The organism is Arachnia propionica, from assembly GCF_003932785.1.
GTDB classification, from domain to species: domain Bacteria; phylum Actinomycetota; class Actinomycetes; order Propionibacteriales; family Propionibacteriaceae; genus Arachnia; species Arachnia propionica_B.
On sequence record NZ_RQYT01000018.1, the window covers coordinates 18,225 to 42,852 of the forward strand.

22 protein-coding genes and 1 pseudogene are annotated in these 24,628 nt (G+C 69.2%); 5 read left to right on the forward strand and 18 right to left on the reverse strand.

Annotation, left to right across the window (positions count from 1 at the left end; all coding sequences use genetic code 11):
- Positions 1–84 precede the first annotated feature (84 nt).
- The gene (locus EII35_RS08720; RefSeq protein WP_125228081.1) at positions 85–684 is read left to right on the forward strand and encodes a TetR/AcrR family transcriptional regulator; all 600 of its coding nucleotides are present in this window, start codon (positions 85–87) and stop codon (positions 682–684) included.
- A 23-nt stretch (positions 685–707) separates the two neighbouring features.
- Positions 708–872: pseudogene (locus tag EII35_RS08725) on the forward strand (AzlC family ABC transporter permease); the annotation flags it as partial.
- 186 nt (positions 873–1,058) lie between these two features.
- Here EII35_RS08725 and EII35_RS08730 read toward each other — a convergent pair.
- The 3 genes from EII35_RS08730 to EII35_RS08740 are packed head-to-tail and all read right to left on the reverse strand — an operon-like array spanning position 1,059 to position 5,135.
- A complete protein-coding gene (locus EII35_RS08730) occupies positions 1,059–3,167 on the reverse strand; it encodes a prolyl oligopeptidase family serine peptidase (RefSeq protein WP_125228082.1) in 2,109 nt (702 codons plus the stop codon).
- 19 nt (positions 3,168–3,186) lie between these two features.
- Positions 3,187–4,104, reverse strand: a complete 918-nt coding sequence (locus EII35_RS08735) for an enoyl-CoA hydratase/isomerase family protein (RefSeq protein WP_125228083.1) — start codon at positions 4,102–4,104, stop codon at positions 3,187–3,189.
- 59 nt (positions 4,105–4,163) lie between these two features.
- Positions 4,164–5,135: a sugar-binding transcriptional regulator gene (locus tag EII35_RS08740; protein ID WP_125228084.1), complete on the reverse strand. Its 972-nt coding sequence runs from the start codon at positions 5,133–5,135 to the stop codon at positions 4,164–4,166.
- A 170-nt stretch (positions 5,136–5,305) separates the two neighbouring features.
- Here EII35_RS08740 and EII35_RS08745 point away from each other — a divergent pair, with 170 nt between their 5' ends.
- The 3 genes from EII35_RS08745 to EII35_RS08755 all read left to right on the forward strand — a co-directional run bounded on the left by EII35_RS08745 (position 5,306) and on the right by EII35_RS08755 (position 9,058).
- On the forward strand, positions 5,306–6,550 hold the full coding sequence (locus EII35_RS08745; RefSeq protein ID WP_125228085.1) for an ATP-binding protein: 1,245 nt from the start codon (positions 5,306–5,308) through the stop codon (positions 6,548–6,550).
- A 292-nt stretch (positions 6,551–6,842) separates the two neighbouring features.
- A complete protein-coding gene (tdh, locus tag EII35_RS08750; RefSeq protein ID WP_125228086.1) occupies positions 6,843–7,874 on the forward strand; it encodes an L-threonine 3-dehydrogenase in 1,032 nt (343 codons plus the stop codon).
- 5 nt (positions 7,875–7,879) lie between these two features.
- Positions 7,880–9,058: a glycine C-acetyltransferase gene (locus EII35_RS08755; protein ID WP_395858234.1), complete on the forward strand. Its 1,179-nt coding sequence runs from the start codon at positions 7,880–7,882 to the stop codon at positions 9,056–9,058.
- A 14-nt stretch (positions 9,059–9,072) separates the two neighbouring features.
- Here the strand turns inward: EII35_RS08755 and EII35_RS08760 are convergent, their stop codons facing one another.
- The 15 genes from EII35_RS08760 to EII35_RS08830 form a co-directional block, all read right to left on the reverse strand.
- Positions 9,073–10,419 carry an ABC transporter substrate-binding protein gene (locus EII35_RS08760; protein ID WP_125228088.1) on the reverse strand — a complete coding sequence of 449 codons (1,347 nt, stop codon included), beginning with the start codon at positions 10,417–10,419 and terminating at the stop codon, positions 9,073–9,075.
- Positions 10,420–10,427: 8 nt separating this feature from the next.
- Positions 10,428–11,366, reverse strand: coding sequence for a carbohydrate ABC transporter permease (locus EII35_RS08765; protein ID WP_125228089.1), 939 nt, complete (start codon positions 11,364–11,366; stop codon positions 10,428–10,430).
- An 8-nt stretch (positions 11,367–11,374) separates the two neighbouring features.
- Positions 11,375–12,289, reverse strand: coding sequence for a carbohydrate ABC transporter permease (locus tag EII35_RS08770; RefSeq protein ID WP_125228090.1), 915 nt, complete (start codon positions 12,287–12,289; stop codon positions 11,375–11,377).
- A gap of 72 nt (positions 12,290–12,361) precedes the next feature.
- The gene (locus EII35_RS08775) at positions 12,362–14,509 is read right to left on the reverse strand and encodes an alpha-galactosidase (protein ID WP_221739717.1); all 2,148 of its coding nucleotides are present in this window, start codon (positions 14,507–14,509) and stop codon (positions 12,362–12,364) included.
- Between the two features lie 337 nt (positions 14,510–14,846).
- Positions 14,847–15,164, reverse strand: coding sequence for a hypothetical protein (locus tag EII35_RS08780; protein WP_125228091.1), 318 nt, complete (start codon positions 15,162–15,164; stop codon positions 14,847–14,849).
- A 2-nt stretch (positions 15,165–15,166) separates the two neighbouring features.
- The gene (locus EII35_RS08785; protein ID WP_125228092.1) at positions 15,167–15,625 is read right to left on the reverse strand and encodes a DUF2004 domain-containing protein; all 459 of its coding nucleotides are present in this window, start codon (positions 15,623–15,625) and stop codon (positions 15,167–15,169) included.
- Between the two features lie 31 nt (positions 15,626–15,656).
- Positions 15,657–16,715, reverse strand: coding sequence for a hypothetical protein (locus tag EII35_RS08790; RefSeq protein ID WP_125228093.1), 1,059 nt, complete (start codon positions 16,713–16,715; stop codon positions 15,657–15,659).
- Positions 16,716–16,778: 63 nt separating this feature from the next.
- A complete protein-coding gene (locus tag EII35_RS08795) occupies positions 16,779–18,143 on the reverse strand; it encodes an aldehyde dehydrogenase family protein (protein WP_395858235.1) in 1,365 nt (454 codons plus the stop codon).
- Positions 18,144–18,193: 50 nt separating this feature from the next.
- Complete coding sequence (locus EII35_RS08800; protein WP_125228095.1) at positions 18,194–19,201, reverse strand: cob(I)yrinic acid a,c-diamide adenosyltransferase; 1,008 nt, start codon at positions 19,199–19,201, stop codon at positions 18,194–18,196.
- 3 nt (positions 19,202–19,204) lie between these two features.
- On the reverse strand, positions 19,205–19,519 hold the full coding sequence (locus tag EII35_RS08805) for a BMC domain-containing protein (protein ID WP_125228096.1): 315 nt from the start codon (positions 19,517–19,519) through the stop codon (positions 19,205–19,207).
- Positions 19,519–19,878, reverse strand: a complete 360-nt coding sequence (locus EII35_RS08810) for a glycerol dehydratase reactivase beta/small subunit family protein (RefSeq protein WP_125228097.1) — start codon at positions 19,876–19,878, stop codon at positions 19,519–19,521. The genes EII35_RS08805 and EII35_RS08810 overlap by 1 nt, the downstream gene beginning before the upstream one ends.
- Positions 19,875–21,686 (reverse strand): diol dehydratase reactivase subunit alpha, encoded by a 1,812-nt coding sequence (locus EII35_RS08815; protein WP_125228098.1) that lies wholly within the window; start codon positions 21,684–21,686, stop codon positions 19,875–19,877. Before EII35_RS08815 ends, EII35_RS08810 begins: the two co-directional genes overlap by 4 nt.
- 12 nt (positions 21,687–21,698) lie before the next feature.
- Positions 21,699–22,250 (reverse strand): diol dehydratase small subunit, encoded by a 552-nt coding sequence (locus EII35_RS08820; RefSeq protein ID WP_125228099.1) that lies wholly within the window; start codon positions 22,248–22,250, stop codon positions 21,699–21,701.
- Positions 22,251–22,260: 10 nt separating this feature from the next.
- Positions 22,261–22,953, reverse strand: coding sequence for a propanediol/glycerol family dehydratase medium subunit (locus EII35_RS08825; protein WP_125228100.1), 693 nt, complete (start codon positions 22,951–22,953; stop codon positions 22,261–22,263).
- A gap of 8 nt (positions 22,954–22,961) precedes the next feature.
- Positions 22,962–24,623 carry a propanediol/glycerol family dehydratase large subunit gene (locus EII35_RS08830; RefSeq protein ID WP_125228101.1) on the reverse strand — a complete coding sequence of 554 codons (1,662 nt, stop codon included), beginning with the start codon at positions 24,621–24,623 and terminating at the stop codon, positions 22,962–22,964.
- Between the last annotated feature and the right edge of the window lie 5 nt (positions 24,624–24,628).

Sequence of the window (24,628 nt, forward strand, 5' to 3'; positions counted from 1 at the left end):
CTGAGCCGTGCGGGCAGTGCCGTTCTTCCGCGATTTGGGGACGTCCCTCTACAATCGGTCGCCAACGGACCTGGAAGGAGCACCGTGCCGAAGATCGCAGCCCCCACCGTCGCCCAGCACCGGGCGATGGTGCAGCGTCGCCTCGTCGACGCCGCCGAGGAGATCATGCGTTCCGGTGAGCCGGAGAAGCTCACCGCGGGGCTGGTCACCCAGGCAGCCGGGATCGCCCGGAACAGCATCTACCGCTACGTCGACTCCGTCGATGACCTGCGCGGGCTGGTGCTGGAACGCTACCTACCAGCCTGGCTCGACGCGGTGGAGGCGGAACTGGAGCCCCTCGACGACCCGAGGCAGAGGATCGTGGCGTGGGTGGCGGCGAACATCCGTCAGGCCTCCGTGACCGGTCACGGCTGGCTCATGACCCTCTCCCACGGCATCACCCCCTCGCCCGCCACGCAGCGGGTCATGGACAAGGCGCACCGGGTGATGCGCGACGTGCTGAGCCAGGCGTGGGGCAGCCTCGTGCCCGACCCGGCCCGCTGCGTCGTCGCCGCCGGCCTGACCCGGGGCGTGCTGGAGTCGGCGTTCCGGCAACTCGATGCCGGCACCCCCGTCGACCTGGTGCTGGAGATCGCCGAGCGTGCCACTGCCGGCCTCGTCGCGGGGATCGCAGACGCCGGGTGACGGTTCGGGTCGCCGTGTGGCGGATGGCGGCATCCGTCAGTGTCGCGACGGGGGCCTACGGGATCTCGTTCGGAGCGCTCGCCGTGGCCGCGGGGCTCGACGTGTGGCAGACGATGGCGCTGAGCCTCCTGATGTTCAGCGGCGGCTCCCAGTTCGCCTTCCTCGGGGCACTCGGGGCGGGTGGCCCTGCCGCGGCCGGGGCGGTCCGTGGGGTGGATGCCGTCAGCCAACCGTACCGCCAAGGCGTCCGGCCAGGAGGGGCAGCGCTGTCTCCGGATCATCCCCGTCGGCCTCCTCAGCACGCTGATTCGCCTGCCTTACGACGGATCGCCGTCCTGGAGGGTCGTGTCGGGTTGCTGGTCCGACCTCGTGTCTCACCCGCCGATCGTGTGGGTGAGGAACGTCCAGATGAGGGCGTTCATCCGTGCCGCCTGCGCATTGTCCGCGGCGCCGCCGTGGCCGCCCTCCATGTTCTCCCAGTAGCGGACGTTCGCGCCCAGCCCCTCCAGCGCCGCCGTCATCTTGCGGGCGTGGCCCGGATGGACGCGGTCGTCGCGGGTCGAGGTGGTGATGAGCACTGCCGGGTAGTCCACCGTCTCGTCGAGCAGGTGGTAGGGGCTGAACGTGCGGATGAAGTCCCAGTCGCTGGAATCCGGGTCGCCGTACTCCGCCACCCACGACGCCCCCGCCAGCAGATGCGTGTACCGGCGCATGTCGAGCAGCGGCACCTGGATCACCACCGCCCCGAACAGGCCCGGGTAGGTGGTGAGCATGTTGCCCGCCAGCAGGCCGCCGTTCGACCCGCCCTGGCAGGCCAGCCGCTCCCGCGTCGTCACCCCGCGGGCGACGAGGTCCCGCGCCACCGCAGCGAAGTCCTGGTAGGCGCGGTACCGGTGCTGCTTCAGGGCGGCCTGGTGCCAGGCCGGACCGTACTCGCCGCCGCCGCGGATGTTCGCCACGGCCAGGGTGCCGCCCCGCTCCAGCCACGCCTTGCCGCTCAGCGGCCCGTAGCTGGGGGTCAGTGAGATCTCGAAGCCGCCGTAGCCCTGCAGCAGGGTCGGGCTCTCCTCCGCAGGCCTCGGATCGACGGGGCCGATCTGGAAGTACGGCACCCGCGTCCCGTCGTCGCTCATCGCGAAGTGCTGGGTGACCGCGAGCCCGGTCGCGTCGAAGTGGGACGGCTCCGCCTTCAGCTGCTCCAGCGGCGACGGCGCCTCGCCCGCCAGCATGGGGGTGAGATCCGTGAGGTACAGGGTCGGCGGCTGCAGGAACCCGCTGGCCACTACTTGGACGACGTTGTTGATGGCCGCGTCGCTGGGGATCGCCTCCACCGTGCCGGGCAGGTCCCGGTGGATGGGCTCCGCCCGCCAGCCGTCGTCGCCGGGGACGAAGACGGTGAGGGAGGTGCGGACGTCCTCCTGCGCAACCACGACGATGAGGTCGCGGGTGGGGAACCAGTCGGCCAGGGACGTGGTCTCGGTGGGGGTGAACAGCACCGTCGCGCGTGGGAGCTGCCCCTGCCAGCCGGGCAGGAACGACCGCAGCGGCGCCACCGCCAACGACCCGGCGGGGAGCCGCACCCCGTCGACCTCGAAGTCGGTGCGGGGCGCGAGCAGCAGCAGGTCACGGTGCGGGTGGGCCTGGCAGTCGGCGGGCACGTCGATGAGGGTGGTGCTGCCGTCGTCGTCGAGCAGCAGCAGGTCGTTCTCGTAGAAGGAACGGATGCGGTAGATCCAGTCGCGCTCGTGGCCGGGGCTGTCCTCGTGCCAGGCGGCCGCCTGCATGTCGGTGGGGGCGGCGGTGTAGAGCAGCTCCGCCGAGTCGAGGGGGGTGCCGCGACGCCACCGACGCACCTGCAGCGGGTAGCCGGAGGTCGACAGGGTGCCCGGCCCGAAGTCGTGGGTGACCAGGACGGTGTCACGGTCCACCCAGTCGAGGTTCCCCTTCGCCTCGGGACGCTCGAAGCCGCCCTCGGCCACCGGGACGAACCGCTTCTCCACGAGGTCGAACTCACGGCTGACATCCGCGTCGGAGCCGCCGTGGGAGAGGTCGACGATGACGTGACGCCACGGCTCCCCCTCCGCCGGGCGCAGCACCGACGCACCGTGCCACACCCAGTCCTGCCCCTCGACCTCGTTGAGGGCGTCGACGTCGATGAGGACCTCCCACTCCGGGTCGTCGGTGCGGAACGACTCCGGGGTGGTGCGTCGCCACAGGCCACGTGGATGCTCCGCGTCGGTCCAGAAGTTGTAGAGGTGATCGCCGCGACGCTTCACGTGCGGGATGCTGGCCGGAGAGTCCAGGATCCGCTTCAGCTGGGCGGCGAGCTCCGTCACCTCGCCGTCGGCGTCGAGCTCACCCTCGGCGTGCGCATTGTGGTTGCGCACCCAGGCGAGGGTCTCCTCGCCGGTGACGTCCTCCAGCCACAGGTGCGGGTCGACGGTGCCGTCGGGGCTGGGCAGGGCCGCGTTGCGCTCACTCATGGACCCGAGTCTAGAGCGGTCAGTACGCGAAGACCTCGTCAACGAACTCCGTCGGGACCTCCTCCAGCGTCGACCAGCGCCACCTCGGCTGATTGTCCTTGTCGACGAGGAGTGCGCGGACGCCCTCCACGAAGTCGACGGGCAGCATCCGCTCTGCGAGGCGTAGATCCTGGTGAAGGACCCCGTTGTGGTCGAGGGTCGCGGCGCGGCGCAGCGCCCGCATCGACACATGCACGGCGAACGGCGAGCGGGCCCGCAGGTCCCGGGCCGCCTGCTGCGCATCCGGGTGGGGGTGCTCGGCGAGACGACGCGCGATCTCCACCACGTCGTCGCCGACGTAGCAGTCGTGCAGCCACTGCTCGCCCATGAGGGAGGTGGGCAGGTCGCCGTCGGCGGACTCGTCGGCCAGCCCCATCGCGAGGGCGTCGCCGCCGCCGATCTCCGACGCCGTCAGCGCCATGTGCACGCCGAGCGGCCCGGCCTTCGACAGCCACCGCATCACCCCGGCATCGGGGAAGAAACCGATCTTCGTCTCCGGCATGGCGAGCCGCGACGAGGCGTCGACGATCCGTCGATCCGCGCCGACAGCCATGCCCAGCCCGCCGCCCATCGTGATGCCGCGCATGTGGACGGTCATGTGCTTCGGGTACTGGGCGATGATGAGGTCGAGGAGGTACTCAACCTCCAGGAAGTGCAGCCAGGCCGCGTTGCCGGTGAGCAGGGAGGCCAACTCCCGGACATCCGCCCCGGCGCAGAACCCCCGCTCACCGGAGCCGGTGAGGACCACCTCGCGCACCTCGTCGTCGCGCGCCCAGCCGTCGAGGGCGGCGCGGGCCGCCTCCAGCATCTCCAGGTTGAAGGCGTTGATGGCGCGGGGGCGGTTGAGGCTGAGTGTGGCCACACCGTCGACGACGGAGGTCGCGATGAGTTCAGTCATGGTCAAAAGCCTAGATGCTCGGGACTGACTGCGGCGAGAGTTTGCGCAGTGTTGGTCGATCAGTCCCTCCCCAGGCCGGGGCGGAGGCGGTCGAGGACGGCGCGGGCGGTCTCCTCGTCGATGACGAGATCCGTCGCGACCCCGGCCCGCATCGCGCCCAGCACGGCGGCGGCCTTGGCGGGGCCGCTGACGGCGCAGATGCGGCGCGGCAGCTGCCGGAGCTCGTCGGGGGTCATGCCGGTGGCGCGGAGATTGAGGGGGACGTCGCCCCATGAGCCGTCCTCGCGGACCATGACGGTGCAGACATCGCCGACGACGTGGGCGCCGTCGAGGGCAGCGAGGTCGTGGCTGTCGAGGTAGTTGGCGGAATAGACGTGACTCTGGAGTTCGGAGGTGAGGCTGCCCACCCCAAACACGGCCACCGTGCACGAGGCGCGGGCCGAGAGCATGTGGCGGGTGGAGCGTTCCCGCCACATGGCGGCGCGGGTGGCGGGGTCGTCGAAGAAGGCGGGCAGGGCCAGCAGCTGTTCCTCACCGCGATAGGCGGTGGCGAATCGTTGCAGGATGGAACCCACGTAGGGAAGGCCGGTGGTGCGTTCGTTGGCGCCGCCGTTGAGGCCCACGATGCGCACCCCGCTGAGGTCCCGGGGTTTGAGCTGGGAGGCGATGGCGGCGGTGGTGGTGCCCCAGGCGACGCCGATGGTGTCGCCGTCGTGGACGCAGTCGTCGAGGAGCCGGGCGGCGACCTTGGCGACGTGGTCGAGGCGGATGACGGAGCTGGAGCCGGGGCGGACGCTGACGACGTGGGCCTGGACGCGGAAGTTCTTCTCGAAGAGGGAGGAGATGCGGCTCAGGGGGCGTTCCGGGTCGACGATGGTGATGCGGATGAGGCCGCGGTCGCGGGCCTCCTTGAGCAGGCGGGAGACGGTGGAGCGGGAGACGCCGAGCTGATGGGCGATGGCGTCCATCGTCTCCGACTGCACGTGATACAGCCGGGCGACGCGAAGCAGTAGTTCGGTGTCGCGTTCCATGGGGCTCCTTAGCCGACGGGGTGTCCTCGACCTTACGTCATGGAACGCCCGCGCATCGGTTGCGCGAACAGGATGAGCAGTCAGCGAATCGCAGGCCAGCCTACAGCGAATCGTAAGTCCTAGTGCAGCGAATCGTAGGCCGGGGTGCAGCGAAATGTTAATGTTGTTGGGTGGACGTGGTGCACAGGAACGTGGAGTCTTGGGCCCGGGAGGTGTTGGGGGTCTCTCCCGTGCTCGTCATCGAGGGGGCCCGGCAGGTCGGCAAGTCGACCCTCGTCTCGATGCTCGGGGACGAGGACACCACCTATGTCACGATGGACGACGACGTGGTCAGGGGGTTCGCGCAACGCGATCCCGTGGGGTTGCTGAGGTCGGGCGGGGGACGCCTCGTCATCGATGAGATCCAACGCTGTCCGGAGCTGATCCTGCCGCTCAAGATGGAGGTGGACAGGGATCGACGTCCGGGACGGTTCGTGCTCACGGGGTCGGCGAACCTGCTCCGGGTCCCGGGGGCAGAGGACTCCCTCGCCGGGCGCGCCATGACGATCCGGCTGCATCCCTTCTCGCAGGGGGAACTGGCGGGTCGGGTCGATGACTGGGTTGCGGACGTGGTCGACGGTGCCTGGTCGGGGACGCGGATGGGTGGGGCCGGGCGCGGTGAGCGTGCGGACGTCGTCGACAGGCTGGTGCGCGGCGGCTATCCGCCGGTGCAGGGGATGTCGGACAGGCTGCGGACGGGCTGGCTCAGCGACTACGCCGATCGTCTGCTCGAACGGGACGCGCAGGACATCGGGGGTACCCAGGTGGCCCTGCTGCGCCGCATGGTGAGGCTGATCGCGGCTGCGCCGGGAGCGGAGTTGGTGATGGAGCGGATGGCCGAGACATTGGGCTGCTCGCGCCCGACCGCGCTGCGTCACCTGGAGGTCCTCGAGTCGTTGTTCCTGGTGCAGCGGCTGCCGGCCTGGTCGCGGAACCTGACGGGACGGCAGGTGCAACGCCCTAGGACGTACCTGACGGACACCGGGTTGGTTGCGGTTCTCGCGTCGTTGACGTCGGAGCATCTCCAGACAGCCCACGGCTCGGACCATCTGGGGCCGGTGCTGGAGAACTTCGTGGTGTCGGAGCTGCTGCGGCAACGCAGCTGGGCGCGGCACCCCTACGACCTGTTCCACTTCCGGGACCGCAACGGCTCGGAGGTGGATGTGGTCATCGAGACGCCTCGGGGCGTGATCGGGGTGGAGGTGAAGGCGGCAACGGCGGCCCGTAGTGACCACTTCAAACACCTGGTGAAGCTTCGGGACAAGCTGGGCGGCGAGTTCCTGGCGGGCATCGTCCTGACCCTCGGCGACGGGCAGCCGGCAGGTGACCGTCTGATGGCGATGCCGGTCTCGACGCTGTGGGGCAGTCCGGCCTGATCCTGCGAATGCGCGGAGCAACGCCCGTGGCGACGTCGCCAGGGGGCGTACGCCGTGCATGTGCAGGGTTTCTGCCAACAGGGGTCTCGCGAGCAGGGGCGTGCTGGAGAGCTGCGCGGTCACGAACCGCCGTTCTGCTCTTGGTGAAACGTTTCAAACGGGGCTGTCGTTGAAGCAAAGCGGCGGTTCGTGCTCGGAGGGGGTGGGGCGCTGCCTCGTCGTTCTTGCAGGGTTTCCGCTTGACTCGAGCCCCAGGTGGGGGGCCTGTGGCCTGCTGTGCAACGATGGCCCCATGCTGGCACTGGCGAAGACGCAGCCCGGTCCGGGTCTGGAGTTGATCGACGTTCCCGTTCCCACCCCCGGACCGAACGAAGTCCTCGTCAAGGTCGCTCGCACCGGGATCTGCGGCACCGACGTCCACATCGACCGGTGGGACGGGTGGGCCGCCGCCACCGTCACCACCCCGCGCATCCTCGGCCACGAGTTCTGCGGCATCATCGTCGAGCTCGGCTCCGAGGTGAGCGGCCTGGAGGTCGGGCAGCTCGTCTCCGGTGAGGGGCACTACGTGTGTGGCCGCTGCCGCGCCTGCCTCGCCGGGCGCCGTCACCTGTGCCTGCGCACCCAGGGCATCGGCTACCACGTCGACGGCGCCTTCTGCGAGTACTTCGCCATGCCCGCCGCGAACATCTGGGTCCATCCCGACGACCTCGACCCCGACGTCGCCGCGATCTTCGACCCCTTCGGCAACGCCGTCCACGCCGCCCTCCAGTTCCCCGCCCTCGCCGAGGACGTCCTCGTCACCGGCGCCGGGCCCATCGGGATCATGGCGGCGCTCGTCGCGAAGTTCCAGGGCGCCCGCAACGTCGTCATCACCGACCTCAACGACGAGCGACTCGCCCTCGCCGCGTCCCTCGGCATCACCGCCACCCTCAACCCGTCGCGCCAGTCCCTCACCGACATCTACCCCAGCCTCTCCATGCGGGAGGGCTTCGACATCGGGCTGGAGATGTCCGGCTCCGGGGCCGCCCTGCGCTCCATGATCGACCACATGACCCACGGCGGCCGCATCGCCCTCCTCGGCACCCCCGCCGACCCGCTCACCGTCGACTTCTCCACCATCATCTTCAACATGCTCACCATCCAGGGGGTCACCGGCCGCCAGATCTTCGAGACCTGGTACGCGATGAACGCCCTCATCCGCTCCGGCCTCGACATCTCCGGGGTCATCACCCACCGCTTCGCCCCCACCGAACACGCCGAGGCCTTCGCCGTCGCCGGTGACGGGCGCTCAGGCAAGGTCGTACTCAACTGGGAGGAACTGTGAACTTCATCGACGACATCTCGGCCCAGCTGGACCAGCTCCGCGCCGACGGCCTCTACAAGCACGAGGAACCGCTGACCACCGCGCAGTCCGCCCACGTCGCCACCCCCTCCGGCGAGGTCATCAACCTCTGCGCCAACAACTACCTCGGCCTCGCCGACTCCCCCGTCCTCATCGACGCCGCCAAGGCCGCCCTCGACCGGTGGGGCTTCGGCATGGCCTCCGTCCGTTTCATCTGCGGCACCCAGACCCAGCACCAGGACCTGGAGCGAGCCCTCACCGCCTTCCTCCGCCCCGGCGCCGCCGACGACTTCGACACCATCCTCTACTCGTCGTGCTTCGACGCCAACGGCGGACTGTTCGAGACCCTCTTCGGTGAGCAGGACGCCATCATCTCCGACGAGCTCAACCACGCCTCCATCATTGACGGGGTGCGGCTCAGCAAGGCCGCCCGCTTCCGCTACCGGAACCGTGACCTCGACGACCTGCGCGCCCAGCTCGAGGCTGCCTCCGGGGCCCGCCACAAGGTCATCGCCACCGACGGCGTGTTCTCGATGGACGGCTACGTCGCCCCCCTCGACGAGATCTGCGCCCTCGCCGACGACTACGACGCCCTGGTCATGGTCGACGACTCCCACGCCGTCGGCTTCGTCGGCCCCACCGGCGCGGGCACCCCGGAGCAGTTCGGCGTCACGGACCGCGTCGACATCCTCACCGGCACCCTCGGTAAGGCCCTCGGTGGCGCCTCCGGCGGCTACACCTGCGCCCGGGGGAAGATCGTCGAGTGGCTGCGGCAGCGCTCCCGGCCCTACCTGTTCAGCAACTCCCTGGCCCCGTCGATCGTCGCCGCCACCCTCGCCACCCTCGACCTGCTCGCCTCCTCCGGCGACCTCTTGGCGCGGCTCCGCGACAACACCTCCTACTTCCGTCGCCGCATGACGGAGGAGGGCTTTGAGATCCCCGTCTCCGACCACGCCATCGTCCCCGTCATGATCGGCGACGCGGTGCGTGCGGCCCGCATGGCCGATGCCATCCTCGCCCGCGGCGTGTACGTGCGGGCCTTCAGCTACCCGGTCGTGCCGAAGGGCAAGGCCCGCATCCGTACCCAGCTGTCGGCCGCCCTCACCCGCGACGACCTCGACAAGGCGATCCAGGCCTTCATCGAGGCCCGGGACGAGGTCGGCTGAGCCAGCGGCCAGCCCTACGAGGTCAGCTCCAGCAGCCGGTTCACCTGGTTGTTGAGCTCGGTGAAATGGCTCACGTCGCGCTGGCCCACGTAGACGGCCTCGAATCCGGGGATGGTCAACGCCGCCACGTCCGCCGCATTGCTGGTGACCGCCAGGGTGCGGGTGGTGCCCTCCTCCAGATGGACCGTGAAGGCGCTCACGTCCAGCCCCGCCTCGGCCCTCACCTCAAGCGCACGCCTGGTCGCCTCCAGCCTCGCCGGGAACACCGCCCCCGCCTCGGCGATCATCATCTGACACTCCGAGGAACCGAGGTAGGCGACCCACTTCGCCGCCGCCTCCTTGTCATCGGCGAACTTGGTGATCGAGTCGGCCAACCCGTTGAAAGGGCTGGCCCGGTGTCCCAGCGGCCCGACCGGGGTGGGTGCGATCTGGAGCTGGATGTCCGGGATGGAGGCGAAGGAGGAGATCATCCAGGACCCGTTCATCCCGAGCACGGCCTTGCCCTGGGCCACCTGCTGGTAGGAGCCGAGCTGGTTGCCGAAGGTCTCGTAGGACGGCATGTACCCCTTGTCGACGAGGCCGTAGTACCAGGCCATCACCTTCTGGAACTCGGGGTCGTCCATGTTGAAGCGTCGCCCCCACGGGTTCTTGTCCAGCGGCTCCCAGTCGACGGCCCCCGCGTAGGCCCCCCACGTGGTCTGCCCGAGCGCATCCCCGCCCGCGCCGTCGGAGGCCAAGCCGTAGACGGCGACGTTGTCCTTGTCGAAGCCCGGCTCGTCGCCCCGCCTACCGTTGACGTCGACGCTCAGATGGGCGATCACCTTCTCGAAGGAGCCGCCGTCGTCGGGATTCCAGTCCATGCTGGTCAGCTGCTCCCGGGTGATCCCGGCAGCATCGGTGACCCGCTCGTCGTAGAAGTAGCCGACGGTGTCCCAGTCCTTGGGGATGCCGTAGCGTCTGCCGTCCTGCCCCTTCCACAGCTCAGCCAGACCGGCGGCGTACTCGCTGTCGTCGATCTGTGCGGTGGCCTGGAGGTCGTCGAGGGGCACCAGCACCTCCAGGTCGATGAACTGGGCGTACTTGCCGAGGTGGTTGGTGAACACGTCCGGGGCCTGATCCGCGATGAACCCGGCGGTCAGTTTGGCCCAGTAGTCGTCCCAGCCGTACTGGGTGATCTGGACCTTGACTCCCGTGCTGGCCTCGAAGGCGTCGGCGCACTTCTGGTAGCCGGGCTGCTGGATGGAGTCCCAGAGCCAGTAGTCGATCACCCCGTCGCCCTGCGCCTTGGTGGTGGAGCACCCGGTGAGCAGGAGGGTGCTGGCGGTTGCCGCGGCGATGAATGCCGTGAATCTGCGGTTCATGGTGGACCTCACTTGATTCCGCTGAAGCCGATGGAGTTGACGATTCTCTTCGCGCTGCAGGCGAACAGGACGAGCATGGGAATGGCTGCGACGAGGGCGGCCGCCATCAATCCGGACCAGTCCGGCCCGGTGTTGGGGTTCTGGGCCCGGAACACACCCAGGCCGACGTTGAGGACCCGGGAATTGTCGGTGTAGGAGACCATCAACGGCCAGAAGTAGTCGTTCCAGGAGGTGATGAACGTCAGGATCGACAAGGTGGCGATCGGCGCGGCCGACATCGGCAGGATCAACCGGAAGAAGATCCCGACCTTGCTGGACCCGTCCAACAATGCCGCCTCCTCGAGTTCCACCGGGACATTCATGAAGAACTGCCGGAGGAAGAACACGGCGAAGGGGGACATCAGCATCGTCGGTAGGGAGATGCCGAGCAGGGTGTCGATCAGCCCGAGCTGCTTGATGAGCACGAAGTTCGGCAGGAAGGTGAAGATCGCCGGCACCATCAGACCAGCCAGCACCAAGGTGTAGACGAGGTTGCGTCCCGGCCACTTCAGGCGCGCGAACGCGTAGGCCGCGCAGGCGGAGAAGAAGACCTGGCCGATGGTCACGACCGTGGCGACCACGATGCTGTTGGCCAGGTAGCGCCAGAAGTTGATGGCCTGGCCGGAGCCGCCCTCCGCGATGGCGGCCTCCCCGGTCTGCAACCCGAACACCCGGGCGAAACTTCCGGTGTTGAAGTCGACGGGAAGCAGGCTCGTCGCGCCCGAGTACAGGGCGGCATTGGAGGAGAAGGCGGTGCGGATCATCCAGTAGAAGGGAATGAGGGTGACAAGCAGGATCACACCCATGAACACCCAGGCCAGGATGGTTCCGATCGAGACCGGTTTCCTGGATCCGGTGTCACGCTTCTCGACGGCGGGTGCGGTGGGGGAGGTTGCGATGCTGGACATGACGCTCCTCAGTTCAGATCGGTCTCACCGGCACGGGTGAGCCGGTACTGGAGGACGGTGATGACCACGAGGATCAGCAGCAGGCCGACCGACAACGCGGCGGCGTAGCCGAACTGGAACCTCCCGAAAGCCATGTCATAGATGTAGTACTGCAGGACCCGGGAGGAGTTGACCGGCCCGCCCGCCGTGGTCACGGCGACGGTGTCGAAGACCTGGAACGACCCGATGATCGTCATGATGAGCACCAGGGCCAGGATCGGACGCAGCAACGGGATGGTGATGCGCCAGAACATCTGCCACTCGGAGGCCCCATCCACACGGGCCGCCTCGTAGGCCGACTCGGGGATGGTCTGCAACCCGGCGAAGATCAACAGGGCCGTGTATCCCACGTGGCGCCACACGTTGATCAAGGCGATGGTGGGGATCACCGTCGCATCACTGGCGAGGAACGGGATCCGCTCCAACCCGAGGCTGACCAGGATCTGATTGCCCAGCCCCAGCTGGGTGTCCAGGATCCAGAAGAACACCAGGGCCGCCACCACGTTGGAGACCAGGTAAGGGGTCAGCACCAGGGAACGGATCACCGTGGACTGGGTGAGGCGGTGCATCAGCACCGCGATGATGAGGGCGAGGACCGTCTGGATGCCGATGTTGACCACGACGTAGTAGATGGTGACCCAGGCCGCGTTCCAGAACATCGGGTCCTCGAGCATCCGCAGGTAGTTCCTGATGCCGACACCCTTGGGGCTGGTGAGCAGGTTGAAGTCGGTGAAGCTCAGGGCGATGCCGTACAGCGTCGGCCAGATCAGGAAGACCACCAGCCCCAGCACCGCTGGGGCGATCATGACCAGGGCGAGCCGTAGATCGCTGCGAGAGCGTCTCCCTCCTCCCCGTGACGCGACAACACCGTTGATCTGTGACATCACTCACCTCCATTGGCAGGATTGCAGTCCCTGTCTACAGAGGCGATGGAGGTTGTGCAAGGCGACTCGTCGTCAATGTGGAACGATCCGGATGTCGAACAGGATCGCCGTCGAGGGCCGCAGTACCGGGGCCTGCACACCGATGCTGGCCAACTGCGCCCCGGTCAGGCGGGGCGGGTCCTCTCGCAGCCACGGCACCTGCACCCGTTCCGGCAGCGGCAGCCGCTCGATGACGTGGATCTCGTGAAGCCGGTCCGGCTGAAGTCCCGGGAAACGGATCATCCCCAGTCCCGCCTCCGAGGTGTTCTCGACGGCGGCGAGGCTGTAGATGCCACCCTCTGGCCCCACGATGCCCTTGAACCACACACCGGGCTCCGGGAGCTCCTGCCGGACCAACCGACCGGTCAACAGGCGATGCCGGTTCGCCTTGTACCAGTCGATCCACCACTTCAGGGCCGCGATCTCCTCGTCGCTGGCCCGGGCCAGGTCCCACTCGATGCCGAGATGCCCGAACACGGCCGTCGCGGCTCGGTACTCGAGGTCGTGCCAGCGCCCGGTCACGTGGGAGTGCCCTGAGGCGATGTGGGAGCCCATCACCTCGGCCGGCAGCAGCTGGCCGGTCCACCACAGCATGCGCTGTCGATCGTCCGGGTCGATGTTGTCGGAGACCCACACCCGCTGCACCCGCTCCATCACCTCGAGGTCGATGCGGGCCCCTCCCGAGGAGCAGGATTCGAACTCGATGTGCGGGAAGCGGCGACGCAGTTCGTCCAGCAGCCGATAGAAGGCGCGGGTCTGGGCGGAGACGGCGGCCCGACCCAGTGGTGCCGTCCCTGCGTCGACGAGGTCCCGGTTGTGGTCCCACTTGACGTAGTCGATGGCATATTCCTCGAACAGGGCGCTCATCTGCCCCAGCACGTGGTCGTAGGCCTCGGGGATCGACAGGTTCAGCACCTGCTGGTGGCGGCTCCTGATCGGCAACCGGTCGTCGAGCTGCATGATCCACTCGGGGTGGGCGCGGGCCACATCCGAGTCCTCGTTGACCATCTCCGGTTCGAACCAGAGGCCGAACTGCATCCCGAGGGCCTTGACCCGGTCGACGAGGGGGTGCAGCCCGTCCGGCCACACGTCGGGGCTGACCACCCAGTCTCCCAGCCCTGCCGTGTCATCGCGGCGAGCCCCGAACCAGCCGTCGTCGAGGACGTAGCGTTCGACGCCGAGATCGGCGGCCCGCTCCGCCAGGTCCAGGAGCCGTTCGCTGTCATGGTCGAAGTAGACGGCCTCCCAGACGTTGAGGGAGACGGGGCGTTCGGCGTCGGGAGCCGACGGCAGTGAGCGGAGGTGTTCGTGGAACCTGGCCGCCTGGGCGTCGAGGCCGACGGCGTGGTTGAAGTGGACGGTGGGGGTCGTGTATCCCTGCCCGGGGGCGAGCCTTCCCTCGCCCGGCAGCAGCAGTTCGCCACCGCCGATGACCTGCGCCCCGTGCAACTCACGTTCGGCGAGGTGGATGTGGTTGCCGCTCCAGGCGACGTGGCAGCCCCACAGCTCGCCGTCCTGGTAGCCGAATCCGGCCTCGCCCACGGTCAGGACGAAAGGCGAGTCCGCGCCGGTGCGGCCGTGTCGGCCCTCGCGACGGTGGGCGCCGACGTGCAGCGTGTGTCGCTGCGGCACCCGCTCCACCGCCCACCGCCCGGCGAAGTCCATCACCTCGCGGGCGCGGGACGGGACCGGAAGGCGCAGGGTGAGTTCCGTGAGGTCGAAGGGGGAGTCCCCAACATTGGTGATCTGAGCACTGGCGGTCACCAGTCCACTGGGCAGCAGCTCCAGCCACAACCACAGGTCGAGTTCTGCCGCCGTCGCGCTCAGGTGGAACCCGAGTCGAGCCGGTCCCGTGGCGACGAACCCCGTCACGGGGGAACCGTCGAGCAGCACCTCGCGGGTCCGCCAGTGTGGGCTCCACCCCACCCCGTCGCGCGACCCGATCAACCCCGGGGACCCGGTCCAACCGAACCTGGCCTCGGGCACGATCCCCACCCGGAGCGCCTCATCCAGTCCGTTCCCGGTCCTCATCCAGGCCGCCCCCGAGGCCAACGCCTCGAACTGGTCCTCGTCGACGGGTCCGGGGTCGCCGCCCCAGTGGATCACCTCAGGCATGCCGTCCTCAGGGGCTGCGATCAGGAGCGCGACTCCGGCGGCGCGGGCTGCAACACGTGGGTACACCAGAACTCCTCACTGTCTGCTCCCTGAACTCTAGTCCACGGTCCCCCGGGTCCCGCCCGGGGGAGGTCCGTGAGGGCTCAGCCCCTTGTGGGAAGCAGGTTCAGAACCTGAGGATCTGGTCGACCCCCCGTTGTTTCGCCTGCCTTGAGGCCGCTTCGCCTGCCATTTTCGCGGCTCGCCTGTCTTGTTTGGCAGGTGAATTGAAAGAAGGCAGGCGTTTCCCACCCAAGGCAGGCGAACCCGTCGTAAGGCAGGCGAAACCAAGGGGAGCGGGGACGGGGACGGCGCAGGCGCGGCGCAGGCCGGGGCGCTGAAGGGCTGACTACGGGCGGGTGGGTCAGGCGGGGGTCAGGAAGTCGTCGTGCTCCCAGTAGTGCAGCACCGCGCGGGTCAGGTCCGTCGTCGAGGCGTCCGGGTCCTCGTCCCGGTATGCATCCACGATGTCGACGAACATCGGCGCCTCCAGCCAGGGCGAGTGCTCCTCGCTCGATTCGAGGAACAGCTCCTCCTCCTCGGTCTCCCACATCACGAACGTGCTCTCCGCCAGGCCCTCCGGCGAGTCCACGTCGTCGCCGTGCAACACGTACAGGAAACCGGACTCCGGCAGCTCGTCGTGCGCCTCCAGCAACGCCTCGATGCCGTGGAACGTCCTCATGCTCAGCTCTCCCACGCCACGTACGGCTCGCCGTCCCGCTGGAATTTCACGGCCAGGATCTCGTCGCTGGCCTGGGGATCGACCATGAAGTCCATCACCACCTCGACCTGATCGCCCTCCTCCTCGCTGAAGGTGACAGCCCACAGCGCCACCCTGCGCAACGGCAGTTCGTCGACGAAGGTCGCGACCTCCGACGGCAGGTCGAGCCCGGCCTCCTCGATGTGCACGTCGATGAAGGACCGGTCATCCTCCAGGTACGCGAGCAGCAACCCCCGGGCCTCGACGTGGAGTTCGTCGAGGCGTTGCGCCTGCTCGGCCAGCCAGTCGAGGGCCTGTCGGTCGGTCCGCCGGTCGGCCCAGAGCTTGAGGAGCAACTGCCCGCCGCTCACCTCGACCGGTCGCTCCCACACGACATCCGCGTCGTCCGGCAGGGCCACGGAACCGAAGAAGGAATGATCCATGGCCCCAGTCTTCGCGCCCGGACCGACGGGGTCAAGCCCCCTGTTCGGCGATGGCCTTCCGGACAGTCGCCACCGCGACGACCACCGTTGTCGGCTCGGTGCCGAGCGGCGCCCACGTCGTGAGCACCAGCTGCCCGCCGCAGCGTCGCACCGTCTTGAACGGCGCCATCAACGCCTCGGAGCTGCCGCCGAAGATCCGGCGGCTCGGGAACGGCGGGAACCCGTCGAGCTCCAGCTCCGGGCCCAACCGCAGCGAGTCGACGACGAAGGCCCACAGCCGGTCGTCGCCGCTCTGCACCAGGGCGAGGTCCTCGGTGAGGAAGGTCTCCCAGTACCCCACCCCCTCGTGGGCGTCGAAGGTGTCGTCGTCCCCCACAGCCGTGACCTCCGGCGACACCCCCGCCCAGTCGCACGCCAGGTACCGTTGTTCGGTGTTGTCCCAGGCCAGGGCGCGCCGACCCGACGGCGACCACGCCGTCACCACCCGCTCCTGGCGCGGGAACAGCTCCGTGCTGGCGACGTCCCCGTTGACACGGGTCAGCAGCCACGACCCGATGCCGTCCTGACCGCCCCCGAGTTCCAGCACCATCTGCTCACTGTCGGGGGTGGAGGTCACCCGCGGCGCCACCAGACGTGTCGTCGACCCGAAGAACGGGTCCATCATGTCCTGTTCCGCGACGACGGCGCCGTCTGCGGTGGCGAGGCACAGCAGCCGGATGTGCTCCGGCGCGACCCGCTCCACTGCCCACAGCAACGACGCGTCCAGCGTGAACGCGACCTCCTCGATCATCCCGGTGCGACGCCACAGCGCCACCCCGGTGGTGGCGTTGCGGCAGCGCAGCCCGTCGCTCTCCACGACCGCGACGACGTCGCCGCGCAGACTCGCATGCAGGGGTCCCTCGGGACGCGACACCGCGTAGCCGAGCGGGGTGAGCTGGCCCGCCACGACCTCCGCGACGGTCCCGCCGGGCGCGACGAGAAGGCTGCGGTCGTCGTCGGTGACGGTGCGGATCGCGGCATGGTCCCCGGGTAGGACGAGGGCCGGGGCGCAGCTGAGGACAGGGGCTGGGGAAGCAGTGGCTGAGATCACGCAACCATCCTCGTGGCGTCGAGGTCCCGCTGTCGCGCCCACTGTGTCGTCGTTTTGTCCGCCTCAACGCACGTTCAGGTCGCCGACGAGGACGCACCGGCGACGCCGGGTGAAGCTCCTGGCCGATGTGAGACCCTCGCCGGTCGGACCTGCGATCGTGAACGTCGTGTACCCCTCGCCGCCGATGCCGATCCCCGTGTAGGAGGGCCCGTTCTTGACGAAGATCGTCGTCTGGATGAGCTTGCCCATCCGGGTCAGCTTGCTCACGTTGAGGCTGTGCATGATGGCGGTGTGCCGGTTCCCGTGCTCCAGCTCGACGGCCAGGTCGATGGCCGCGTCCACATCCGGGACCCGCACCAGACCGATCACCGGCATCATGAGTTCCTGGACCACGAACGGGTGCGTCGACGAGGTCTCACACACCACCAGCCGTACCCCGGCCGGAGGATTCACCCCGATCGCCTCGAGGATCGCGGCCGCCGGTTTGCCCACCCACTCGGTGCGGGGCCTGCCCTCGGGGCCGATGAGCAGCCGCTCCAGGGCCTTGACCTCGTCGCCCTTCGCCTCGTGGGCGCCGTGCTTCAGCATCGTGAACTTCAGCAGGTCCGCGACCGGGTCGACGGCGATGATCTCCTTCTCCGCGATGCACGGCAGGTTGTTGTCGAAGCTGGCCCCGTCGACGATGCACCGGGCCGCGTGGTCGATGTCGGCGGTCTCGTCGACGACGACCGGCGGGTTCCCCGCCCCCGCCCCGATCGCCTTCTTGCCGGAACTGAGGACCGCCCTGACGAGGCCCGGCCCGCCCGTCGCCACCAGCATCGCGACCTTCGGGTGCGACATCATCGCCTGCGTGTTCTCCATCGACGGGGCCGCGACGGTGACCACCAGGTTGTCCGGTGCCCCGACGGAGCGCAGCGCCCGGTTCAGCTGCCGCACCTGCCAGCACGCCAGCCGCGCCACCCGCGGGTGCGGGCTGAACACCACCGAGTTCCCCGCCGCGAGCATCCCGATGGTGTTGCAGGTGATGGTCTCGGTGGGGTTGGTGGTGGGGGTGATCGCCCCGATCACCCCGTACGGCGAGTACTCGACGGTGGTGAGCCCGTCGTCGCCGGACCACGCCTCGGTGATGAGATCCTCCACGCCCGGGGTCTGCCGCGCCGTGATCTCGTTCTTCAACCGCTTGTGGGCGACATCGCCCATCCCGGACTGCGCGACCGCCTGCTCCGCCATGTAGGTGATGTTGTCGGGGTGGAGCATCACCTCACGGATCGCCGCGACGAAACGTCGCCGATCCGCCAGCGTGCAGCCGAGGTACCGGCGCTGCGCCGTGTGCGCGGCCTCGACGGCGGAGTCCATGTCGGCGAACACCCCGTCGCCGAGCGGCGGCCCGGGCGTCGCCGGGTCGGCGGGCGGCTTGTGGTCCAGCATCGCCGCGACGACCTCGCGGACGGTGGCCTCCAACCTCGCCTGGTCGATCCTCATGACTGTCCTCCCGTGGCCTGAGTGGTCCACCCCTCGAGCGCGAAGGTGGCGATGTCGATGTCCTGGTCGATGCTGCCGCCGGAGACGCCGAGCGCCCCCGCCAGGCGGCCGTCGACGAAGATCGGGATGCCTCCGCCGAACAGGACGACGCGCCCGTCGTTGCTGTGCGCGAGCCCCGGCGCAGGACCCCCGTCGGCGGCGAGCTTCCCGACGGCGGCGCTGGTGGTGCGGAAGGCCGCGGCCGTCCACGCCTTCCCCTGCGCCACGTCCGTGCTCGCCAGCAGCGCCTCATCCATGCGGTGCAGCAGCATCGTGTTGCCTCCCGCGTCGACGATGACGATGACGACGTCGACCCCGGCCTGCCGGGCGCGACCCTCCGCCCGTTCCGCGATCGCCCTGGCGGCGGCCAGGTCGAGGCGACGGCCCTGCGGCGGAGACGGGGCGCCGAGAACCTTCGTGACGGCGTCGCGCACGATCTGCTCCAACTCCTGGTCCCGCCACGTCTCCGTCAGCCGGGCCAGCGCGTGGACGGCGTCGGAGAGCCGGTTGAGATAGGTGATGACCTCGGGGCGGACGGGTTCGGTCTCCGCCAGACTCAACAGCCGGCGCTCCGCCCGCCGCACGACGGTGCGGGCCTGGTGGAAGGCGCTCGACCTCTCGTCGCGCCCGGGTACCACGAACTCCCGCTGCGGCCCCGCGACGGCCAGGCAGTCGTCGATGAGGTGCTCCAGGTCGGTGACGTCGTCGGCGTCGACCTTCCCGGCGAGGATCGCCGCCCCCTTCTCGTCGCTCGCCAGCTCCGCCGCCAGCACGAACAGCCGCTGCTGCACCTGGTGGACGCGCAGCCGCCAAGGCCCCACAGGCAGCATCGCCTTCGCCGTGCCGAGGGCCGCGTTGGCCTCGTCGACGGTGCCGTACACCTCGACGCGCAGGCTCTGCTTCGGCACGCGGGAGCCGCCGAACAGCCCCGTGTCGCCCTTGTCGCCCGTGCGTGTGTAGATCATGGATCAGCTCCCCTGCTGGTCGCCGTCCCGGCCGGGGCCGACCGTGGTGGGCGAGAACACGAGCGTCTCCAGCTGCTCGCTCGGGCGGGGGATGACCAGGGTGCTGACGACCCGCCCCAGCCTCGCGGCGGCGGTCTCGGCCGCGTCGATGGCCGCCTTCACCGCCCCCACGTCCCCCATCACCTTGATGGCGACGTAGCCGCCGCCCTTGGCCAGCTCGTAGCCGACGAGCCGCACGTTCGCGGCCTTGCACGCCACGTCGGCCGCCTCGATGCCCGCGACGAGGCCGACCACCTCGATGCTTCCCAGGGCCTGCATCACTGGCTCCTCTCCGTGTCCACCGGCCTGAGCGGCAGGCGTTTGACGAGTCGGGCCGCATTGGACCCGATGATCCGGTCCGCCGCCCGCTCCCGCCCCAGGAAGTGGGCGAGGTACGGGCGACGTTCCGGCAGCTTCTCCGTGGTGACCACGACGTAGCCGAGGGCCACCCCCACCCCGACCCCCAGCCGCGACGACGTCGCCGCGCCGTGGGCGAGCACGAGCGGGTTGAGCTCGGGATGCTGCTCCACCCGGCTGGGGATGCCCTCCTCCTCCATCCCGAGCAGCAGCTCGGTCAGCTGCGCGTCGGTGACGGCGTCGTGGACGGCGACGGTGATGGCGGGACGGGTCTGGGTCACGACACACCCCCCAGCACCAGGCCGGTCGCGACGGCGTTGCGCGGGCCCTCCGTGCCCCGGATGTTCGCCCGGCCCGCGACGACCCGGTGATCCGCGAGGGCCTTCGTCACCAGCTGCGGGATCTCGAAGTCGAGGGCGGAGCCGCCGACCAGCACCACGAAGTCGATGCCGCGCACCTCGGAGGTCGGCGAGACCCGGGCCAGGGCCCGCAGCGCGTTCGTGACGAACACCTCCTGTTTCGCGCGGATCCGCACCTGCCGGATGGCCTCGACGGGCAGGTCCAGCTCGAGCGGCACCATCCCGTCGGGTTTCAGCACCACCGTGCGGGCGAAGACGTTGCCGGGCAGCGGGTCCTCGAAGAACTGCACGGTGCCGTCCTCGTGGCGGATGTGGAACACCGACTCCACCTTCGCCAACGGGTGCCGTTTGATGTCCTCCGCCAGGTCGAAGGAGTCGAGCCCCAGCTCGGACTGGATCATCAGCGTCACCATGTTCCCGGCCCCCGCCAAGTGGATCGAGGTCCCGGAGCCGTCGGCCCGCATGACGGAGGCGTCGGTGGAGCCGGCCCCCATGTCGAGGATCGCGATGGGGGCGGCGGTGCCGGGGGTGGTGAGCGCGCCCCGGATGGCCATGTCCGCCTCGACCCCGCCCACCTCGACGGGCACGCGCAGCTCGGCGGCGAGCTCCTCGGCGATCCGTTCCATCTGCAGCCGGTCGGTACGCACCATGACGGCGATCCCGACGGCGGCCTCCATCGAGAACTCGTCGGCGATCCCGCCCGCGACCCGCTGCGGCACCCGGGTGTCGACGGCCAACAGGTCGGTGATGTGGATGTCCCGGGGATGCTGGCCGGTGAGCTGCCCCATGGTCACCCGCACCTGCTCCATCATCCCGCCGACGTTGGTGCCGGGTTCCCCGACGATGTCGGTGAGCCCCCGCACCCCGGCCGCCGTCGCCATGATCGCTGCGGCGCCCCGGTCGACGTCCACGTCGAGGGTGTTGGTACCCCGAAAGGTGAGCCGACCCGCCGGGATGCGCCGCTCCTGAACGTCCCCCTTCGGGGTGCGGATGACCACGGCCGACCGGTTCCCGACGAGGGAACGCGCCACCGGCACCACGTGGCGGGTGTCGTCGGCGTCGAGGCCGAAGACGGTTGCGATGCCGAACGGGTTCGACAGGGTCTCCACGATCCGCCCGACCTCCGCCACCTCGATGGCGGCGAGCATCCCGAGCGGCACCTTCTCGATGAGCCGCACCTCGTCGACGATGGGGATCCGGTGGCGCAGCCGGTTGTGGACGAGCACCCCGTCGTCGGCCTGGAGGATCGCCCCGACGACCTCCACGTGGGCGGGCGCGGCGTTGAGGCGCGCGGCGACCTCGTCGAAGGCTACGGTGCCGGGGACGACGACGATGTGGCGGCCCGGGGTGGCCGTGGTCAGCGCGTCGATGGCGATGGTGGTGCCGACCCCCACCCCGAGACCGCCCGGGGTGGCGGGGTTGTGGCCGATCATCGTCGACTCGGTGATGATCGTCTCCGTGATGGTCTCCATCGCGACGTCACCGATGACCGGGGCGGCCTCGTTGATGCGGATGACGCTCAGCTCCTCGACGCGGCGGCCCGCCTCGTCGAGGGCCCGGCTCAGGGCGTGGAACAGCCCCTTGATGTTGTGGCTCGTGCCCTTGATGCCGGTGGTGGGGACGATGGCGCTGGCCAGGAACCGCACCTGGCCAGCGGCAGCACCGACCTCGGCGAGCGCCACCTCGGTGGTGGCGTTGCCGATGTCGATGCCCGCGATGAGCTGCGCCATCGTCGCGCCCGGTCAATCCTGACGGAGCCGACCGCGTGCCTCGTACACGTCGGCGGCCTCCCGGACGAACCCGGCGCTGATCGTCGCGCCGTAGCTTCCCTCCAGCTCGCCAGCGATCTCGTACAGCTCCGCCTTCGTGGACCGGTACGGCCGCAGCGCGTTGTAGATCTCCAGCAGCCGCGCATCCGGCACGGCCACCAGCTCGGCGGCGCGACGGAGGTTCCGGGCCAGCGTCCAACGGCCGTCGGCGTCGGCGACCTGGGCCTGCAGTTCGAGGGTCTCGGCGGAGATGCGGAAGTCGAGGGGGCTGAGCTCGCCCGACTTCACCTTCTCGAAGGTGAGTTCCTGCAGGGCCTTGCCGGTGTTGGTGCGCACCAGCTCCGGGTGCTTCTCCGCCAGCGGGTACTGCTCCTTCCCGACTCGCCCCGTCGCAGCTGCCGACGGGGCGGGCGCGGGGGCCGGGGTGCTGGGCGTCGGGCTGGCCTTCGTGAACGAGACCGAGTCGTTGCCGAGCGACTTCATGACCTCGGCCATGATGTCGTGGATGAGTTTCTCCTGATCCATCGTGTCCCTCCTACGCGGTGCTCACGGTCAGCGACTGGGGCCGCTTCGCCGCATCGCACTGGGCGGTTTCCTTGTTGTGCAGCAGGGCGGCGATGGCTTGGTACTTCGGGCGGGCCATCTGGTCGTTGCGGATCGGCACCGGCTGCGGTGACTCACCCTTGGCGTACTTCGCGGCGTTCTTCCCGATGGCGCGGAACGTCGCCAGATCAATGAGCGGGGACTGGCTGAACAGTTCCACGTTGCTGAGCGGCGGCAGATCCTTCTGGTGGATCACCGTCGTGCCCCGCGACTGGATCCCGATCCCGATGCCGGAGCCGGACAGCTTCGCCGCCTGGTGGGCGATGAACCCGACGTCGGCGCTCTTGTAGATCTTGACGTACCGGTGCTGGCAGCCCTCCTCCTCGATGCCGGCGGCGATCTCCTTGAGCACCGCCGCGTGCGGCAGCCCGATGATCGTCTCGTGGATGAGGGTGCTGAACGCCGGGGACAGCGCGATGACGACCTCCTTCGGGTCGGTGCCGCGCTCGGCGGGCCCGTTCTCGGCGAGGCTGAGCTTCCCCGCCGCCGTCGCGACCATCGTCGCCGTGCCCCCTCGGGAGGGGACCGACGGGGTGCTCGTGGCCGTCCCGCCGCCCTGGTCGGGGGCCATCTCCTGGATCACCTGGGCGATGATCTGTTTGAGGGCGTGCTCATCAATGTTCATGACTCACCTCAGATGCTCTCCGGGCTGATGGCCTGGCGGATGGTCTTGATCTGGTGCCACCGCTCGTCGCTGATCTGGTGGCCCGTCTGTGGTCCCGCGTAGTCGTTGGGGTGGTTGACGGCGGAGATGACGTTGAAGTCGGCGTCGAAGATGGCGGAGGTGTGGAGGTAGTCCCCGGCGACGCGTCGCTTGAGGAGGTTGAACACCGACTCCGCGACGTCCTCGAAACCGCCGCGGGACAGGGCCTTGGCCACGTCGACGCCGGTGATCTCGCGGTTCATCATGTCCTCGGCGGCCTTGAGGTCCTCGACGACGTTGCGTTTGGGCATGTCCTGGGAGGAGTTGGCGTAGGTGGCGGCCTCGACCTCCGCGTCGGTGATGTCGGGCAGCCCCAGCTCACGGAACACCGCCTGCAGGGCGCGGGCGGCCTTGCGGCGTATCGCGATGACGTCCTCCTCCAGCACCGGGGTGAGTCCCCCGTCGACCCTGAGGTCGCGCTGGATGATGTTCCAGTCGTCGAAGTCCTCCGCGTCCCAGTTGGACCCGGCGAACATGTTGTCGCTGTTCGGGGTGGCGGAGTAGCCGGAGCAGATGAAGTCGGTGCCCGGCACGAATTGCATGAGGGAACGCGACACCCGCCGCAAGTCGGAGTGGGTGAAGGTCTGGTCGTTGCTGGAGGCGCACTCAAGGTCCAGCATCGTCGCGATGAGGTTCTCGGCGAGGACGGCCCGGATACCGCCGGGAACCCCGGCCGGGACACCGATGCAGCTGACCGAGCCGTTCTGCGTGCCCTGCGAGCCCGCGGCCTTCGTCACGAACAGGCAGCGGGCCTCCAGGTACAGCATCGACTTGCCTTCGGCGAAGCCCATCTGCACCTCGGAGCCGGTGCCGGAGGTGAACCGCATCTTCAGGCCGCGCGAGGCGTAGCTGGAGGCGAGGAACGCCTTCGACCAGGGGGTGTCGTCGCCGTCCATGAACACGGCCTCGGTGCCGTAGACGGACACGGTCTCCGCGTAGGCGGTGAGCCCGCGCATGCCGAGCTGCAGTTCCGTCGCCTCCTCGACCGCGCACTGGGTGAGGATGCCGGGCCTGCCCGTCTGTGCACCGACGAGCAGGGACAGCGCGTTGAACGGGGCGTAGCGGACGATGCCGACGGTGGTCTCCTGCTCCGCGAAGCCCCGCAGGGCGGCCTCGGCGGCGTCGGCGGCGATCTGGACCGGGTGGTCGAGCACGTTGGTGACGTGGCACTGGTTGGCGGGCTGTTTGCGGGCCCGCATCTTCGTCACGGCCATCATCATCTCCAGCACGTTCATCCGGCCGACGACGTCGGTGAGCTTCGCCGGGGTCATCGCCGTGGTGAGGGGGATGATCGTGGAGCGCGGGACGTTGATGTCGCACAGCATCCGGGCGATCTCCAGGGAGTCCATCGCCATCGCCTTCTCCGCCAGTTCCAGGTTGATGCCGTGGTCGGCGATGAAGGTGTCGATCATGTCGAACTCGTCGCGGGTGCGGCCGTCCAGCTCCACCACCCTGCCGCCGGACAGCTTGATGGAGGGTTTCGGGTCGCCGGGGGAGTCCATCGCGATGAGCCCGACCTCGGGCCATTCGCTGACGAAACCGTCCTGGTTGACGGGGCGGGCGTCGAGCGCCTCGAACCTCTTGGAACGCATCGCTC

Coding starts and splice junctions, on each gene's coding strand:
- EII35_RS08730 (WP_125228082.1), bottom strand. CDS start 3,167: ATGAGTGAGCGCAACGCGGCCCTGCCCAGCCCCGACGGCACCGTCGAC.
- EII35_RS08805 (WP_125228096.1), bottom strand. CDS start 19,519: ATGCAGGCCCTGGGAAGCATCGAGGTGGTCGGCCTCGTCGCGGGCATC.
- EII35_RS08795 (WP_395858235.1), bottom strand. CDS start 18,143: ATGCTGGACCACAAGCCGCCCGCCGACCCGGCGACGCCCGGGCCGCCG.
- EII35_RS08820 (WP_125228099.1), bottom strand. CDS start 22,250: ATGGATCAGGAGAAACTCATCCACGACATCATGGCCGAGGTCATGAAG.
- EII35_RS08765 (WP_125228089.1), bottom strand. CDS start 11,366: ATGTCCAGCATCGCAACCTCCCCCACCGCACCCGCCGTCGAGAAGCGT.
- EII35_RS08830 (WP_125228101.1), bottom strand. CDS start 24,623: ATGCGTTCCAAGAGGTTCGAGGCGCTCGACGCCCGCCCCGTCAACCAG.
- EII35_RS08785 (WP_125228092.1), bottom strand. CDS start 15,625: ATGGATCATTCCTTCTTCGGTTCCGTGGCCCTGCCGGACGACGCGGAT.
- EII35_RS08825 (WP_125228100.1), bottom strand. CDS start 22,953: ATGAACATTGATGAGCACGCCCTCAAACAGATCATCGCCCAGGTGATC.
- EII35_RS08735 (WP_125228083.1), bottom strand. CDS start 4,104: ATGACTGAACTCATCGCGACCTCCGTCGTCGACGGTGTGGCCACACTC.
- EII35_RS08770 (WP_125228090.1), bottom strand. CDS start 12,289: ATGTCACAGATCAACGGTGTTGTCGCGTCACGGGGAGGAGGGAGACGC.
- EII35_RS08800 (WP_125228095.1), bottom strand. CDS start 19,201: ATGATCTACACACGCACGGGCGACAAGGGCGACACGGGGCTGTTCGGC.
- EII35_RS08815 (WP_125228098.1), bottom strand. CDS start 21,686: ATGGCGCAGCTCATCGCGGGCATCGACATCGGCAACGCCACCACCGAG.
- EII35_RS08780 (WP_125228091.1), bottom strand. CDS start 15,164: ATGAGGACGTTCCACGGCATCGAGGCGTTGCTGGAGGCGCACGACGAG.
- EII35_RS08760 (WP_125228088.1), bottom strand. CDS start 10,419: ATGAACCGCAGATTCACGGCATTCATCGCCGCGGCAACCGCCAGCACC.
- EII35_RS08740 (WP_125228084.1), bottom strand. CDS start 5,135: ATGGAACGCGACACCGAACTACTGCTTCGCGTCGCCCGGCTGTATCAC.
- tdh (WP_125228086.1), top strand. CDS start 6,843: ATGCTGGCACTGGCGAAGACGCAGCCCGGTCCGGGTCTGGAGTTGATC.